Raw genomic sequence first — 13,064 nt, forward strand, 5'->3', positions numbered from 1 at the left:
GGAATAAAGGGCTTTCTGGTGCAAAGGAGTTTGTCATTGCCAGAGGATGCCTTGCCACGGCTTAAGCCTCGCAAGGACACATTCACTCACATTTCTCACATTCAAACCACATTCCCCACATTAGTACCTTAGTCTTACTCCACTTTTTTCTTTGCCACCGGGGCCTCGCCGGCCACCCAGATGCTTTTCTGGTTGACGAACTCCCGGATGCCGAGGTAGGACAGCTCCCGGCCGTAGCCCGATTTTTTAACGCCCCCGAACGGCATTTCCGGCGACGACTTTACCATAGCATTCACGAACACGGCCCCCGACTCGATGCGCCGCGCCACGGCTTCGCCACGCTTGGCGTCGCGGGTCCAGACCGAGCCGCCCAGGCCGAAGCGCGAGTCGTTGGCCAGGCGCACAGCATCGGCTTCGTCGCGGGCTTCCATGATAATGGCCACCGGTCCGAACAGCTCCTCGTAGTAGGCCGGCTGCCCGGGCTTCACGTTGGCCAGTATCATGGGGCGGAACAGGGCCGTGCCGGGCTTGGCCTGCCCGCCGAACAGCTCCACGCGGGCCCCGGCCTGCACCGAGTCCTGCACCTGCTTGGTTAGCTCGTCGGCCAGGTCGGGGCGGGCCAGGGGGCCGTACTGGGTGGCTTCGTCGAGCGGGTCGCCGGTGCGTAGGGCCAGCAGGTGAGTTTTGAGCTGACTGATAAACGGCTTCACGATGGATTTGTCGACGATGAAGCGCTTGGCCGCAATGCAGCTCTGCCCCGAGTTGACCATGCGGGCCTGGGCGGCGGTTTTGGCCGCCAGCTCCAGGTCGGCATCGGCCAGCACCACGAAGGCATCGGAGCCGCCCAGTTCCAGCACCGTTTTCTTGATCTGGGCTCCGGCTGTGGCGGCCACTTTCGAGCCGGCCTCCTCACTGCCCGTGAGCGTGGCCGCCTTCACCCGGTCGTCCTGCAGCAGCTTTTCCACCAGATCGGAGCCGATGAGCAGGGTGCGGAAGGTAGCGGGAGGGAAGCCTGCGTCGTGGAAGATGCTTTCCAGGGCCAGGGCGCACTGGGGCACGTTGGAAGCGTGCTTGAGCAGGCCTACGTTGCCGGCCATCAGGGCCGGGGCGGCAAACCGGATGACCTGCCAGAACGGGAAGTTCCAGGGCATGATGGCCAGCACCACGCCCAGGGGCTCGTAGGCAATGAAGCTGCGCCGGGCCTCGGTTTTGATGTCCTCGTCGCGCAGGAATTCCTCGGCGTGGTCGGCGTAGTAGTCGCAGGTCAGGGCGCACTTCTGGATTTCGGCCCGGCCATCGGCGACGGGCTTGCCCATTTCCAGGGCCATGAGCCGGGCCAGCTCGTCTTGCCGCGCGCGCAGCAGCTCGGCGGCGCGGTGCATCAGGCGGCGGCGCTCCACAAACGACGACTCGCGCCAGGTGGCGGCGGCCCGGTGGGCCTGGCCCAGAATCCGCTCGGTTTTAACCCAGGAGAAGGCCCGGAAGCGCCGCAGCACCTTGCCGGTATAAGGATTGAATGATTCTATCGCCATGGCAAAAGGGGAAAAGCAGAGTCAAAGGATTAAAAACAACTGGAAGATGGTACTGTTAGGCACAACATAGGTTTGCGCCGATGTAGCTTTGGGCAAGCACAGCCGTAGAAGGGTTGCCACTTCCTTTGCTACGCTTTCAAACCGCCAATGTGCCGCCAAATAATCTTTAAAGTGTACTTTCGTCTCATCAGTGGCATGTAGCCTACGTGCTGTTCGCCCTTCATAGCTGTTCCCCTGTGTCTCCCACCACTCCCGAATCACCGACATCTACCTCCGAGGACCTGCTCGTGCAGCGGTTACGCGACCGGGATGAATCGGCCATGACGTTGTTTTACGATAAGTATGCATCGGCTTTATATGGCGTCATCCTGCGCATTGTCAAAAAAGAGGAAATAGCCGAAGACGTCCTGCAGGAAAGCCTGGTCAAGATCTGGAACTCGTTTCAGTCCTACGACCCGTCCAAAGGACGGCTGTTTACCTGGGTGCTGAATGTTTCGCGCAATTTGGCAATCGACAAAATCCGCTCCCGACAATACCGCGTAGGTAGTCGTATGCAGCCTATCGAAGAGAGTGCAGCGCTGCGCCAGGCCGCCACTCCTACGTTCCGGCCTGAGCACATTGGTTTGCAGGAAATGACCAACAAGCTTGCTCCGGAGCAAAAGCAAATCATTGACCTGCTTTATTTTGGCGGATTTACACAAAGCGAAGTGGCTGACGAACTCAACCTGCCGCTGGGAACGGTGAAAACCCGGGCCCGGGCGGCCATCAAAGTACTTGCAAAACTGATTCGATAATCGTGAACATTCAGGACTACATCGAATCCGGTATTCTAGAGGAATACGTCTTGGGCGTACTCGACCCGGCGCAGCGCGCCGAAGTGGAGCGCTACGCTGCCGACTACCCGGAAGTCAGGCAGGAACTCACCCTTATTCAGCAGGGCCTGGAAAGCTATGCTCAGGCGCATACGCAAACCCCGCCCGCCGGGATGCGCGAACGGGTGCTGGCAGGCTTTCAGGCCGCTATTCACGGCGCCGACACTACGACGCCCCCGGCGGCTCCCGTCGCAGCGGCTGCCCCGGAAACGGTAGTGCGGCCCATTGCCTCGGTCCAGCCGGCGGAAGAAGTTGCAGCATCCGGGTTTAATTGGATGATGGCGGCCTCGGTAGCCTTGCTGGTGCTGAGCGCGGCGGCCAACCTGATTTTGTACAATCGGTGGCAGGACAGTGAAACCCAGCTCGTGGCCCTGCAAGCCGATCAGACGCGCGTGGCTTCGACTATGCAGGCCGTAGAAAAGCGCCTCGACACCCGGACGCAGGAACTGGCCGTGTTGCGCAATGAGCAGTTCCGGGCCGTGGACCTGGCCGGTACGCCTACGGCGCCCGAAGCTAAGGCCCGCGTGCTTTATAACAAAGCCACGAAAGCGGTATACGTGGACGTGCGCAACCTACCCACGCTGCCCCAGGGCAAGCAGTATCAGCTCTGGGCCATGGACAAAGGCACGCCCGTGGATGCAGGCGTACTGGCGGCGGCTACCACCGCCGGCGACAGTATCCAGCAGATGAAGGACGTGACCAATGCTGAGGCGTTTGCCATGACGGTAGAGCCCGAGGGCGGTAGCGAAAACCCGACGCTTTCGACCCTGACGGTTATCGGCAAGTTCTAGCCGTAGGCACACCTAGCAGCCCCGGAGGAAGCCTGCTTTTGGCTTTTTCCGGGGCTGCTGCATTTTCCCAGGCCCCGGTAGTCCGCCAAGTTAGGCCGTAGTTGGGGCGGGTTGCGTAGCTTTGTACCTTCATCCTTTCCCCTTTTTCGTGCACGGCTCCATTATTAATCTGCTCAAGCGCTTTGTGCAAACCCAGTACGACCACAGCACCTGGCTGAAGCTGGTCGAGCTGTCGGGGCTGCCCAGCGCCGACTTCGACATGATGACCGTGTACCCCGACGAGCACATTTTTGCGCTGGTCGGGCAGGCCGCCATCATGACCGGTATTCCGGCCGTGCAGCTGCAGGAGAAGTTCGGCGAGTTTCTGGTGCCCGACCTGATGCTGGTCTACAAACGCTACGTACAGCCGGGCTGGGGCACCCTGGAAATGATTGAAAACACCGAGGAAGCCATGCACGGAGCCGTTCGGCGCGATGCCCCGGGCACGCGTCCGCCCATTCTGCACGTCACGCGCCTATCGGAAAAGGAGCTGCGGGTGGAGTACGAGTCGGAGCGCCGGATGGGGGCCCTGGCCGTAGGTATTATCCGCGGGCTGGCGGCTTACTTCGACGAAGCCGATGACATTGAGGTGACGCCGCTGACCAGTGAAAACGAGGAGCGCGTCGTTATTCGGGTGCGGCAGCGGTAAGCGCCGCGGCGGTAGGGCAACTGCGTTGTACAATCACAGCCGGTTTTTTCCCACCTTGAGCTTTCACTTCCTCTAATTTCCCCACCATGGAAAAGTCAACCTACTACAACCCGGCCGACCTGGCCAAATTTGGCAATATCTCGGAATGGCAGCCGGAACTGGGCCGCAAGTTTTTCGACTACTACGGTGAAGTATTCAAGGATGGGGCCCTCACCGAGCGGGAAAAGGCGCTGATTGCCCTGGCCGTGGCCCACGCCGTGCAGTGCCCCTACTGCATCGATGCCTACACCACCGACTCACTGCAGAAAGGTGCCGACGAGGCCCAGATGATGGAAGCCGTGCACGTGGCCGCCGCCATCAAGGGTGGGGCGGCCCTGGTGCACGGGGTCCAGATGATGAACAAGGCCAAAGAACTATCCATGTAAGCCGGAGGGGCGGGAAAGTCCGGTGCGGGGCTTGTTCCCGTAGGTGTATTTCCCGCCTTTTCCAGTGCATTTACCTCTTTTTTGCGCCCGGCAACGCCTGTAATGAAAGCCTCCATCAAACGATTTGCCGGTGCTGTGTGGGCGCTGCTCTTGTCGGCCTGCGGCTCCAACGCGCAGTCGGGCGACAACCCGGCCTACGACCAGCTGCTGCGCACCCTCTACCGCAACACGGTGCCGGTTATCTGGCCGGCCGCGCTGGCCCAGCAGCTGCGCGTCAACCCCGACTCGGTGCTGCTGCTCGACACCCGCACGCCGGCCGAATACGCCGTCAGCCACCTGCGCGGCGCCCGGTTCGTCGACTTCGACCACTATGAGAAAGCCACCTTTGCCAGCGTGCCCCGCACGCGCAGGGTAGTGGTTTACTGCTCGGTGGGCTACCGCAGCGAAAAGGTGGGTGAGCGGCTCAAGGCCTTGGGCTTCACGCGGGTACAAAACCTGTACGGCGGTATCTTTCAGTGGGTCAACCAGGGGCTGCCCGTCTACAATGCCCAGGGGCCGACCCAAAATATCCATCCGTATTCGGCGCTGTGGGGACCGTGGCTGAGCCGCGGCAATAAAGTGTACCAGTAAACAGCCGGGCCCGGCCGGTTTCAAATTCTTTTTAGCCACTTGAATCAGCACTTACTTGTTTTTGCGCGCCAGCCCGAGCTGGGCCGGGTAAAAACCCGCCTGGCCCGCACCATTGGCGACGGGGCCGCCCTGGCCGTCTACGAAGAGTTGCTGGCCCATACCCACGCCGTAACGGCCGAGCTGCCCGTGCGCCGGCTGGTGTGGCTGGCGGAGGAAAAACCGGGTGGTGCGGCCCCGTTCTGGCCCGGCTACGAGGAGCACATTCAATCGGGCCTCGACCTGGGGGCCCGCATGCAGGCCGCGTTTGCCTACAGCTTCGGGCAGGGCGCCACGGCCGCCGTTATCATCGGCACCGACTGCCCCACCTTGTCGGCGGGGCACGTGCGGGAGGCGTTTGCCGCGCTGCGCACCCACGAGGTGGTGGTGGGGCCGGCCGCTGATGGGGGCTATTATCTGCTGGGGATGCAGCGGCTGCAGCCCGCGTTTTTTCAGAATAAAACCTGGAGCACCGACTCGGTGCTGGCCGAGCTGCTGGCCGATGCCCGGCAACTGAACCTGCGGGTGCACCAGCTGCCCGTGCTGCGCGACGTAGACACGGAAGAGGACCTGCAGGCTTGGCGGGCGGTAGAATAAAGGGGGCGTTGAAAACACGGCGGCTATTTGCTCGTACTTTAGCGCCTGTTCAGCTTCACCCGCCCCTATGTCTGCTTCCTCTCGTTGTGTTTTGGCAGTTGTGCCGCTGCTGGCCCTGGGGCTTGGCCTGACTGCCTGCACGGCCGAGGATGGTGAAAAACGACCTGACGGGCGCGTGTCGGCCTCGTCGGCCAACGCTCTGAGCAGTCTGGATGTGTACTTCAATACCCAGTGGGCCATGGACAAGCTCTGGGAGGATGGGCTGGCCGAAGTAGCGGTGTATGAGGCCGAGCGGGTGATTTATAATAAGCCACGGCAATTCGAGTACACCCAGATAACGGTTAAGGAAGAATTCAACCAGGAGTTCAACGTCAAGACCGACACCTACCAGCGTGCCGACATGTTCCCGGTGCTCAAGGTCAACCAGTTTTGCCGCATTCCGACCGACCAGTACCCGTATCACTTCCTGACGTCCCTTTTTTTCCGCCGCGACCAGCCCATCAGCCTGCACAAGCTCACCAGTTCGTCGCAGGAATGGTGCGGCACTACTTTCAAAGCCATTACCGACGAGGGCGACCAGTACACGGAAACCTACAACTCGTACTGGGACACTCAGGGAGCCGGGCAGCGCCAGCTGCGCCGCGACGTGCTGTTGGAAGATGCCCTGCCCTACACCCTGCGCGCCCTACGCTTCGAGAAGACGCCCGCCTTAGCCGCCACCATTCTGGAGCTGCAGCAAACCAGCAAGGCCACGGCCCCGGTAAGTTACCGGGCGCGCCTGCAGGTAACGGCAGCGCCGGCCGCCGATACGCCCGAACCCGCCTGGCAAGTGCGCGTGCAGCTGGATGAGGAGAAAGAAAACGTGTACTGGTTTGCCCGTAAATACCCGAACGTGCTGCTGCGCCAGACTACCTGGGACGGGCGCACCCTGCAGCTCAAAAGCGTGCGGCGCTACGCCTACTGGACGCACTAAGCCAATTCGGCCGCCCTGGGGTTCCTGTTCCTGAGTTCCCAGAGCAGTACGCCGCTCACCACACCGTATTCCAGCCCCACGAGCCAGAGGTTTTCCGCGTACGCCGCCGTCTGGTAGGCCGCGTAGGACAGCGGCACCACGGCCGACCACACCAGGGCGTAGCGGTAGCAACTGAACACACTCAGGGCTACCAGCGTGGTCAGGTACCAGGGGTGCACGGTGGTAGCCAGGGCAAAATACCCGGTGAGGGTGAAGAGTAGCGCCTGCGGCAGCGAGGCCCAGGTTGGGCGCTTTTCGGTGAGGGCCAGCAGCACCACGATGCTGCCGGTGGCCACGGCCAGCAGGGTGCCCAGGCGGGCAATCTGGTTGTAGCCCGTCTGCCAGTACCCCAGGGCGCGCAGCAGGTAGTAAATACTGGCGTTGAACTCGAATTTGTGGAAGTACAAATCCAGACTACGGCTTAGATTCTGCACTAATTCTGCCGACAGAAATGGCGCGAACAGCAGCAGCAGGCCCAGTCCTGTAACGGCCGAATACCCCAGAAAACGCGCCCCGCCCAGCCGGCGCAGCAGCAACGGCAGCAGCAGCAGGGGCAGCAGCTTAGTGGCCACCGCCCCGGCCAGCGCCAGGGCCGAAAGCACCCAGCGGCCGTGGGTAAAGGCCCACAGCGCCGCCAGCAGGCCGCAGATCATCAGGGCCTCGAAGTGCAGGTTGCCGGTAAGCTCCACGATAATCAGCGGATTCAGCAAGTACAGCATAGCCCGTTGCCGGGGCAGCTCGAAGCGCCGCAGCAGGACCAGCAACAGGCCGGCCGTAGCCGTTTCGGCCAGGATAATGCACAGCCGCAGCACCAGCACAAAGCCCCGCTCACTGGTTGGAAAAAGCCGGCTGGCCACCGCGAAAACCGCCTGGCTGATGGGCGGGTACACGGAGTAGTACTGCGGCGAGTTGAGCCGCGGATACAGCGCAAGCAGGGCCCGATGCTCGGGCGCTGTCGAAGGGTCGATTTGTTGCCTTACTTCTGCGGGGCGGTACCGGTAGGGGTTTTGTCCCTCGGCTACCAGCTGCCCATCCCAGCGGAAGCGGTGGTAGTCGTCGGAGAGGGCGGGCAGGGCCGGCAACCACAGCAGGCGGCCGGCCAGGGCCAGCAGCAGGCCGTAGCGCAGGGGCAGGGGCCGCCACAGCAGCCAGGCGTAGCCCGCAAAAGCCAGCAGGTAGCAAGCCAGCAGCTGCCCAAAATAGGGCCGGGGCGTGGCGTAGGCGAGGGCCGCGTAGGCACTCAAAGTGCCCAGAATAGCCACCAGCTGCCCCGCCGTGCCGCGCCCCGGTTTCATAGCGCCGCGCGGTTGTGCCGCACCGAGTAGTAGAACACCAGGCCGAAGCCCAGTGCCAGCAGGGTGTGGAAGGGCAGCAGCCCGTAATTGCCAAAGTATATTCCCAGCCCCAGTCCCAGCACAAAATACAGCGTGAGCATGCCTTCCAGCACGGTCAGGGCGCTGAAGCTGCGGGTGCGGTAGCGCCCGGATGGGCCTCCTTGCTGCGGCCCCGAGCCGCTTTTGGGAGTCCGGATGAAGGCCGTGGGCTGCCGGCCCAGGCCGGCCAGCACGGCCCGGCTGTTGTGCAGGGAAAGGCCCATCGACACGGCCAGGAACAGCCCGAACCGGGGCCCGAACCGCCACCAGGCCGTATCTGGATGATCGAGGCGCCAGGCGGTGTAGAAGTAGTAGATAAGCGGCACAAACCCCAGAATGCACACCGACGCCAGCCGGAACACCGGCTTGAACTCGGGCACAAACTCCCGGATCAGCACCAGCGGCACGCTCAGCAGGGCCATGAGCAGAATTGCCACAAACACGGTGCTGTTGAGCAGATGAAACGCGGCGTGCAGCTTGGTGCTCGGCTTGTGGCCCGAGCGCAGCACGGCTGCCAGGTGCTTGCGGGCCGTTTCGGCGGCGCCCTTGGTCCAGCGGTACTGCTGCGACTTCAGCGCGTCGAGGGCGGCGGGCAGCTCGGCCGGGGCCTGCACGCGGGGCAAGTACACAAACTGCCAGTGGCGCAGCTGGGCCCGGTAGCTCAGGTCGAGGTCTTCGGTGAGCGTATCGGCGTGCCAGCCGCCGGCGTCCTCAATGCACTGCCGCCGCCATACGCCCCCGGTTCCGTTGAAGTTGATGAAGTGCCCGCCCAGGTTGCGGCCCACCTGCTCGATGAGAAAGTGGGCGTTCAGCCCGAAAGCCTGCAGCTGGGTGAGCAAGGAGTCGTTTTCGTTGAGGTGGGTCCAGCGGGTTTGCACCACCCCGATTTCGGGCCGGGTAAAGTGCGGCACGGTGCGGCGCAGAAAGTCGGGTTCGGGCACGAAGTCGGCGTCGAAAATGGCAATAAACTCGCCTTGGGTCTGCGTCAGGCCGTAGGCCAGGGCCCCGGCTTTGTAGCCCTCCCGGCCGGGCCGCCGCACGTGGTCGATGCCCAGGCCCCGGGCCCGGAAGCGCGCCACGGCGGCAGCAGCCAGGGCCACGGTTTCGTCGGTGGAGTCGTCGAGCACCTGAATGTGAAGCCGGTCGAGCGGGTAGTCGAGCCCGGCGGCGGCCGTGATGATACGCTCCACTACGAACACCTCGTTGTAGAGCGGCAGCTGCACCGTGACGCGCGGCCACTGCGCCGGGGCGGGCGGCAGGGCCGGGGCCGGCTGGCGAAACGCGCGGCGGGCCAGGCGCGTGAGGTGAAACTGGGTGAGGCTAAAGCCCAGGATAAAGAGCAGGCACAGTCCGTAGAGAACCAGCAGCAGAATTTCCAGCTCTTTCATCGGCAGAAGCAGGGCAACAAACAAATCAACACAGCAGGGGCCGGGGTGAGCTACAAATACTTAAAAATCGTCCACAAAATCTTGTAGCCGGCCCCGAGCGTGCCTTTCACCGTGCCCGACACCTTGGAAATGCCGATGCGGCGGCGGTAGCGCACGGGTACTTCCTGGGTGCGCAGGCGCTGCTTGGCGGCCTTGAGCTGCATTTCCACGGTCCAGCCATACGTGGTATCCTGCATGCCCAGATTGCGCAGGGCCTCGGCCCCAATGGCCCGGAACGGACCCAGGTCGGTGTAGCGGACCTTGTAGAGGCGGCGTAGCAGGGTAGTAGCCAGCCAGTTGCCGAAGATTTGCTGGGGCAGCATCGAGCCGCTTTCCCGCTCGCCCAAAGCGCGGGAGCCAATGACCATATCGGCCTCGCCGCGCAGAATCGGGGCCAGCACGGCGGGCATATCGGCGGGGTAGTCGGAATGGTCGCCGTCCAGGAATACGATAATGTCGGGCTGCTCGGCGGCGGACCGACCGTAGCTGTAGGCCATGCCGCAGAGGCAGGCCGAGCCGTAGCCGGGCCGGTTTTCGCGCAGCACCGTGGCCCCGGCCGCCTGGGCTACCGCGCCGGTATTGTCACGGGAGTTGTTGTCGACCACAATCACCTCGTGCACCAAGCCCGCCGGAATTTCGGCCAGCACCAGACCGATGGACTTTTCTTCGTTGTAGGCCGGGATGATGACGTGAATACGCGGCGCGCGGGGCAAATCGGGCATGGAAGCAAAAAGAAGCCGGCAGAAACCCCGCCAGCAAAAAAAGAGGCAGCATCCGGGGTACATAAAGGCCCCAATGCGTCGGCAAAGATGCACCATCGGCGCCGTTATCCGTTTAACGGTTCAGCTCAGGTGCTAACCTGAAGCCGGCCGAATAGTTCTCAGCCCCGTTTTCTTCCCCGCTCATACCGCGTAGTATATGCTGCAAGTAGGTGACCAAGCCCCCGATTTTACCCTTAAAACCACTACCGGCGACACGTTCCGCCTTTCCGAGCAGCGCAGCAAGCGCAGCATTGTGCTCTATTTCTACCCCAAGGACGACACGCCCGGCTGCACGGCCGAGGCCTGCTCGTTCCGCGACCAGTACGAGGATTTTCAGGACCTGGGCGCCGAGGTGGTAGGCATCAGCTCCGACACGGAACTGTCGCACCAGCGCTTTACCCAGAAGCACCGCCTGCCGTTTCCGCTGCTGGCCGACGTGGGCGCCCGGGTGCGCCGGCTCTATGCCGTACCCCGCGCCCTGCTCGGCATCTTGCCCGGCCGCGTTACCTTCGTCATCGACAAAAACGGGGTTATCCAGTATATCTTCAACTCCATGAACCGGGCCACCGACCACGTCAGCACCGCCAAGGAAGTACTGGCCGATTTGGCGCAACAACCCAGGTAGCCGCAATTAGAGTAGAAAAACACGAAATACGACTGAATGGGAGCTTTATTGACCGATATGCTGGAGCGGGCCCAGCGCAGCCGCCGCGTGGTGGCCATCCAGACCGGCGGGCCCATGTTTCTGGGCTACGTGCTCAGCCACAACCCCGAGCTGCTGGTGTTGCGCACCCTTACGCGCCAGGGCCTGCCGACCAGCGTGCAAACTATCAGCATGGCGGCCGTGACCCAGGTGCATTTCGATGACCGCTACGTGCGCCTGATTGAGTTTAAGGAGCATAATCCGGAAGTGGTGTATGCCCTGCCGGCCGCGCCCGACGGTCTGGCCGATGCGTACCTGACCATTCCGGCCCTGCTGGAGCGGGCCCGGCAGGCGCGCCAGCTGCTGCAGCTGGAAACCCACTCCGAAACCAGCTTTTACGGCTATGTGGCCCGCCTCACCGAAGAGGAACTGCTGCTGGAAGTGTACACCCAGTTTGGGGAAGCCGATGGCCACAGCGTAATGGACGTCGACAGCATCCGCAGCGTGATGTGGAGCAATGAGGACACGCGCACCATCGAGCTGCTGCTGCGGCAGCCGGGGGCGCTGAGCCAACCGCCAGCGGGTTGATAAATGCCGGCCTGCAAGTAGATAGGCTGCCAGAGCATGTCCCGGACCGGATAGTACCCCTACGCTGGCGGCTACTTCTGTTTTTTTGGCCTGGGTTGGGGCAATTCTTCAACCGTGAGACTGACTAGCTTTTGCAGCCATTCACGGTCTTCCAGCCCCTCCTCGATTAAAAAGCTCGGTTTTGCTCCTGGGTAGGGCGCCGCTTCCACAGCCTCATGCAAATAGGCCCGCCCCAATACGGTGGGCTTGAGGTATAGTTTGTTGTCGCACACAAGCGCAAATAACTTCTGCTCCCAATACAGACCGTATTCTCCAAACATTTTTTTGGAGCTGACCTGTCCTGCTGCATCCAGCTGATCCAGTATAAAGTCGACAAATTTTTGATCTGAGGCCATTAGACAAAGCAATTTACATTACGCGCTAGGTTGTACGGAAGGCCACTAGATACCCAATAGCCTTCGTGGCAAAGGTCGTTTTTAGAACGGTAACGGGCTGCCTCCTCCGTTTGCACCGGCTACCACCGGCAGCACTTCAACCGGGCCGGCGGGCTGGCTCCGGACACCGATTTGATGCATGATTACCAGGCGGAGGTGCGGCAGCGCCTAGCGTAAGCTGCGTGGATTGGGCCAGGTAAGGTAGCCATTGGGGGCGTTTCTGCGTAACCACAGGCACTTTATTCAACTGCTTTTCAATGTTCCGTCTCCTGTCTATTCTGCTGCTGGCCGTGCTGCTCCCACGCCTCAGCCCCGCCCAAAACACCGTCCTCAACGCCACGCTCGACGGCTACGAATACCCATTTCCGGTCCGGTATCTGCCCCTGAAGCTGGAGGGCCAGGCCATGCGCATGGCGTATATGGACGTGCCCGCCGCGGCCAAAGCCAACGGCCGCACCGTGGTACTGCTCCACGGCAAAAACTTCTTCGGGGCCTACTGGCGCGAAACGGTCCATGCCCTGACGGCTGCTGGCTTCCGCGTGGTCGTGCCCGACCAGATTGGGTTCGGCAAGTCGGATAAGCCGGATATTCACTACTCGTTTCACCAGCTGGCCCGCAATACCAAGTACCTGCTCGATACGCTGCAGGTGAAAAAGGCGGTGGTAGTGGGCCACAGCATGGGCGGAATGCTGGCCACGCGCTTTGCCCTGATGTACCCGGAAGCCACGGAAAAGCTGGTGCTCGAAAACCCGATTGGGCTGGAAGACTACCGCGTGGGCGTCCCATTTCAGACCGTCGACCAAGCCGAAGCCACCGAGCGCAAAAGCACCGAAGAAAGCATCCGGAAATACCACGCTACCTATTACCCCGGCGGCTACCCCAAGGCCCACGACCAGTGGCTGCTGCCCCTGGCCGCCCAAACCAAAAGCCCGGACTTCGCCACGGTAGCCCGTGCCAACGCCCTGACGTTCGACATGATTTACCAGCAGCCGGTCAGCTACGAATTCAGCCGGGTGCAGGCGCCCACGCTGCTCATCATCGGCCAGGACGACCGTACGGTGGTGGGCAAGGGCCTGATAAAAGACCCTGGCGTGCTGGGCCGCATGGGCCAATACCCCGAACTGGGCCGGCGCACGGCCACCCAGATCAAAGGGGCCAAGCTCGTGGCGCTGGATAAAGTGGGCCACATTCCGCACCTGGAGGCGTTTGCCCGGTTCCGGGAGGCGCTACTGGCGTTTCTGAAGTAAAGCAGCAG

Annotated in this window: 15 protein-coding genes; 10 read left to right on the top strand and 5 right to left on the bottom strand. The window is 62.2% G+C overall.

Features of this window, described 5'->3' with window-relative positions; all coding sequences use genetic code 11:
* Positions 1 to 134: 134 nt before the first annotated feature.
* Positions 135 to 1,532, bottom strand: coding sequence for an NAD-dependent succinate-semialdehyde dehydrogenase (locus LGH70_RS03810; RefSeq protein ID WP_226182869.1), 1,398 nt, complete (start codon positions 1,530 to 1,532; stop codon positions 135 to 137).
* 236 nt (positions 1,533 to 1,768) lie between these two features.
* On the opposite strand from LGH70_RS03810, the gene LGH70_RS03815 reads away from it, so the two are divergent.
* From LGH70_RS03815 to LGH70_RS03845, 7 genes are all read left to right on the top strand, one after another.
* Positions 1,769 to 2,326, top strand: a complete 558-nt coding sequence (locus LGH70_RS03815; protein WP_226182872.1) for an RNA polymerase sigma factor — start codon at positions 1,769 to 1,771, stop codon at positions 2,324 to 2,326.
* 2 nt (positions 2,327 to 2,328) lie between these two features.
* Entirely contained in the window at positions 2,329 to 3,195 is an 867-nt protein-coding gene (locus LGH70_RS03820) for an anti-sigma factor (RefSeq protein ID WP_226182874.1), read from the top strand.
* Positions 3,196 to 3,343: 148 nt separating this feature from the next.
* Positions 3,344 to 3,883, top strand: a complete 540-nt coding sequence (locus LGH70_RS03825) for a heme NO-binding domain-containing protein (RefSeq protein ID WP_226182876.1) — start codon at positions 3,344 to 3,346, stop codon at positions 3,881 to 3,883.
* An 86-nt stretch (positions 3,884 to 3,969) separates the two neighbouring features.
* Complete coding sequence (locus LGH70_RS03830; protein WP_226182878.1) at positions 3,970 to 4,308, top strand: arsenosugar biosynthesis-associated peroxidase-like protein; 339 nt, start codon at positions 3,970 to 3,972, stop codon at positions 4,306 to 4,308.
* Positions 4,309 to 4,410: 102 nt separating this feature from the next.
* Complete coding sequence (locus LGH70_RS03835; RefSeq protein WP_226182880.1) at positions 4,411 to 4,938, top strand: rhodanese-like domain-containing protein; 528 nt, start codon at positions 4,411 to 4,413, stop codon at positions 4,936 to 4,938.
* Positions 4,939 to 4,977: 39 nt separating this feature from the next.
* A complete protein-coding gene (locus tag LGH70_RS03840; RefSeq protein WP_226182882.1) occupies positions 4,978 to 5,571 on the top strand; it encodes a TIGR04282 family arsenosugar biosynthesis glycosyltransferase in 594 nt (197 codons plus the stop codon).
* A 67-nt stretch (positions 5,572 to 5,638) separates the two neighbouring features.
* Positions 5,639 to 6,544, top strand: a complete 906-nt coding sequence (locus LGH70_RS03845; protein WP_226182884.1) for a hypothetical protein — start codon at positions 5,639 to 5,641, stop codon at positions 6,542 to 6,544.
* On the opposite strand, the gene LGH70_RS03850 is transcribed toward LGH70_RS03845, so the two are convergent.
* Genes LGH70_RS03850 through LGH70_RS03860 form a run of 3 tightly spaced genes read right to left on the bottom strand, consistent with a single transcriptional unit; the run spans position 6,541 to position 10,105 of the window.
* A complete protein-coding gene (locus tag LGH70_RS03850) occupies positions 6,541 to 7,878 on the bottom strand; it encodes an MptA/MptB family glycosyltransferase (RefSeq protein WP_226182886.1) in 1,338 nt (445 codons plus the stop codon). The two genes, LGH70_RS03845 and LGH70_RS03850, sit on opposite strands and share 4 nt — an antisense overlap.
* Positions 7,875 to 9,344: a cellulose synthase family protein gene (locus tag LGH70_RS03855; RefSeq protein WP_226182888.1), complete on the bottom strand. Its 1,470-nt coding sequence runs from the start codon at positions 9,342 to 9,344 to the stop codon at positions 7,875 to 7,877. Before LGH70_RS03855 ends, LGH70_RS03850 begins: the two co-directional genes overlap by 4 nt.
* 50 nt (positions 9,345 to 9,394) lie before the next feature.
* Positions 9,395 to 10,105 carry a glycosyltransferase family 2 protein gene (locus LGH70_RS03860; RefSeq protein ID WP_226182890.1) on the bottom strand — a complete coding sequence of 237 codons (711 nt, stop codon included), beginning with the start codon at positions 10,103 to 10,105 and terminating at the stop codon, positions 9,395 to 9,397.
* A gap of 196 nt (positions 10,106 to 10,301) precedes the next feature.
* On the opposite strand from LGH70_RS03860, the gene LGH70_RS03865 reads away from it, so the two are divergent.
* Positions 10,302 to 10,769 carry a peroxiredoxin gene (locus tag LGH70_RS03865; protein WP_226182892.1) on the top strand — a complete coding sequence of 156 codons (468 nt, stop codon included), beginning with the start codon at positions 10,302 to 10,304 and terminating at the stop codon, positions 10,767 to 10,769.
* Between the two features lie 36 nt (positions 10,770 to 10,805).
* Entirely contained in the window at positions 10,806 to 11,375 is a 570-nt protein-coding gene (locus LGH70_RS03870; RefSeq protein ID WP_226182894.1) for a hypothetical protein, read from the top strand.
* Between the two features lie 71 nt (positions 11,376 to 11,446).
* On the opposite strand, the gene LGH70_RS03875 is transcribed toward LGH70_RS03870, so the two are convergent.
* Positions 11,447 to 11,770: a TfoX/Sxy family protein gene (locus LGH70_RS03875; protein WP_226182896.1), complete on the bottom strand. Its 324-nt coding sequence runs from the start codon at positions 11,768 to 11,770 to the stop codon at positions 11,447 to 11,449.
* A 296-nt stretch (positions 11,771 to 12,066) separates the two neighbouring features.
* Here LGH70_RS03875 and LGH70_RS03880 point away from each other — a divergent pair, with 296 nt between their 5' ends.
* Positions 12,067 to 13,056, top strand: a complete 990-nt coding sequence (locus tag LGH70_RS03880) for an alpha/beta fold hydrolase (protein WP_226182898.1) — start codon at positions 12,067 to 12,069, stop codon at positions 13,054 to 13,056.
* Positions 13,057 to 13,064: the final 8 nt, after the last annotated feature.

This window comes from Hymenobacter nitidus, assembly GCF_020447315.1.
GTDB lineage: Bacteria > Bacteroidota > Bacteroidia > Cytophagales > Hymenobacteraceae > Hymenobacter > Hymenobacter nitidus.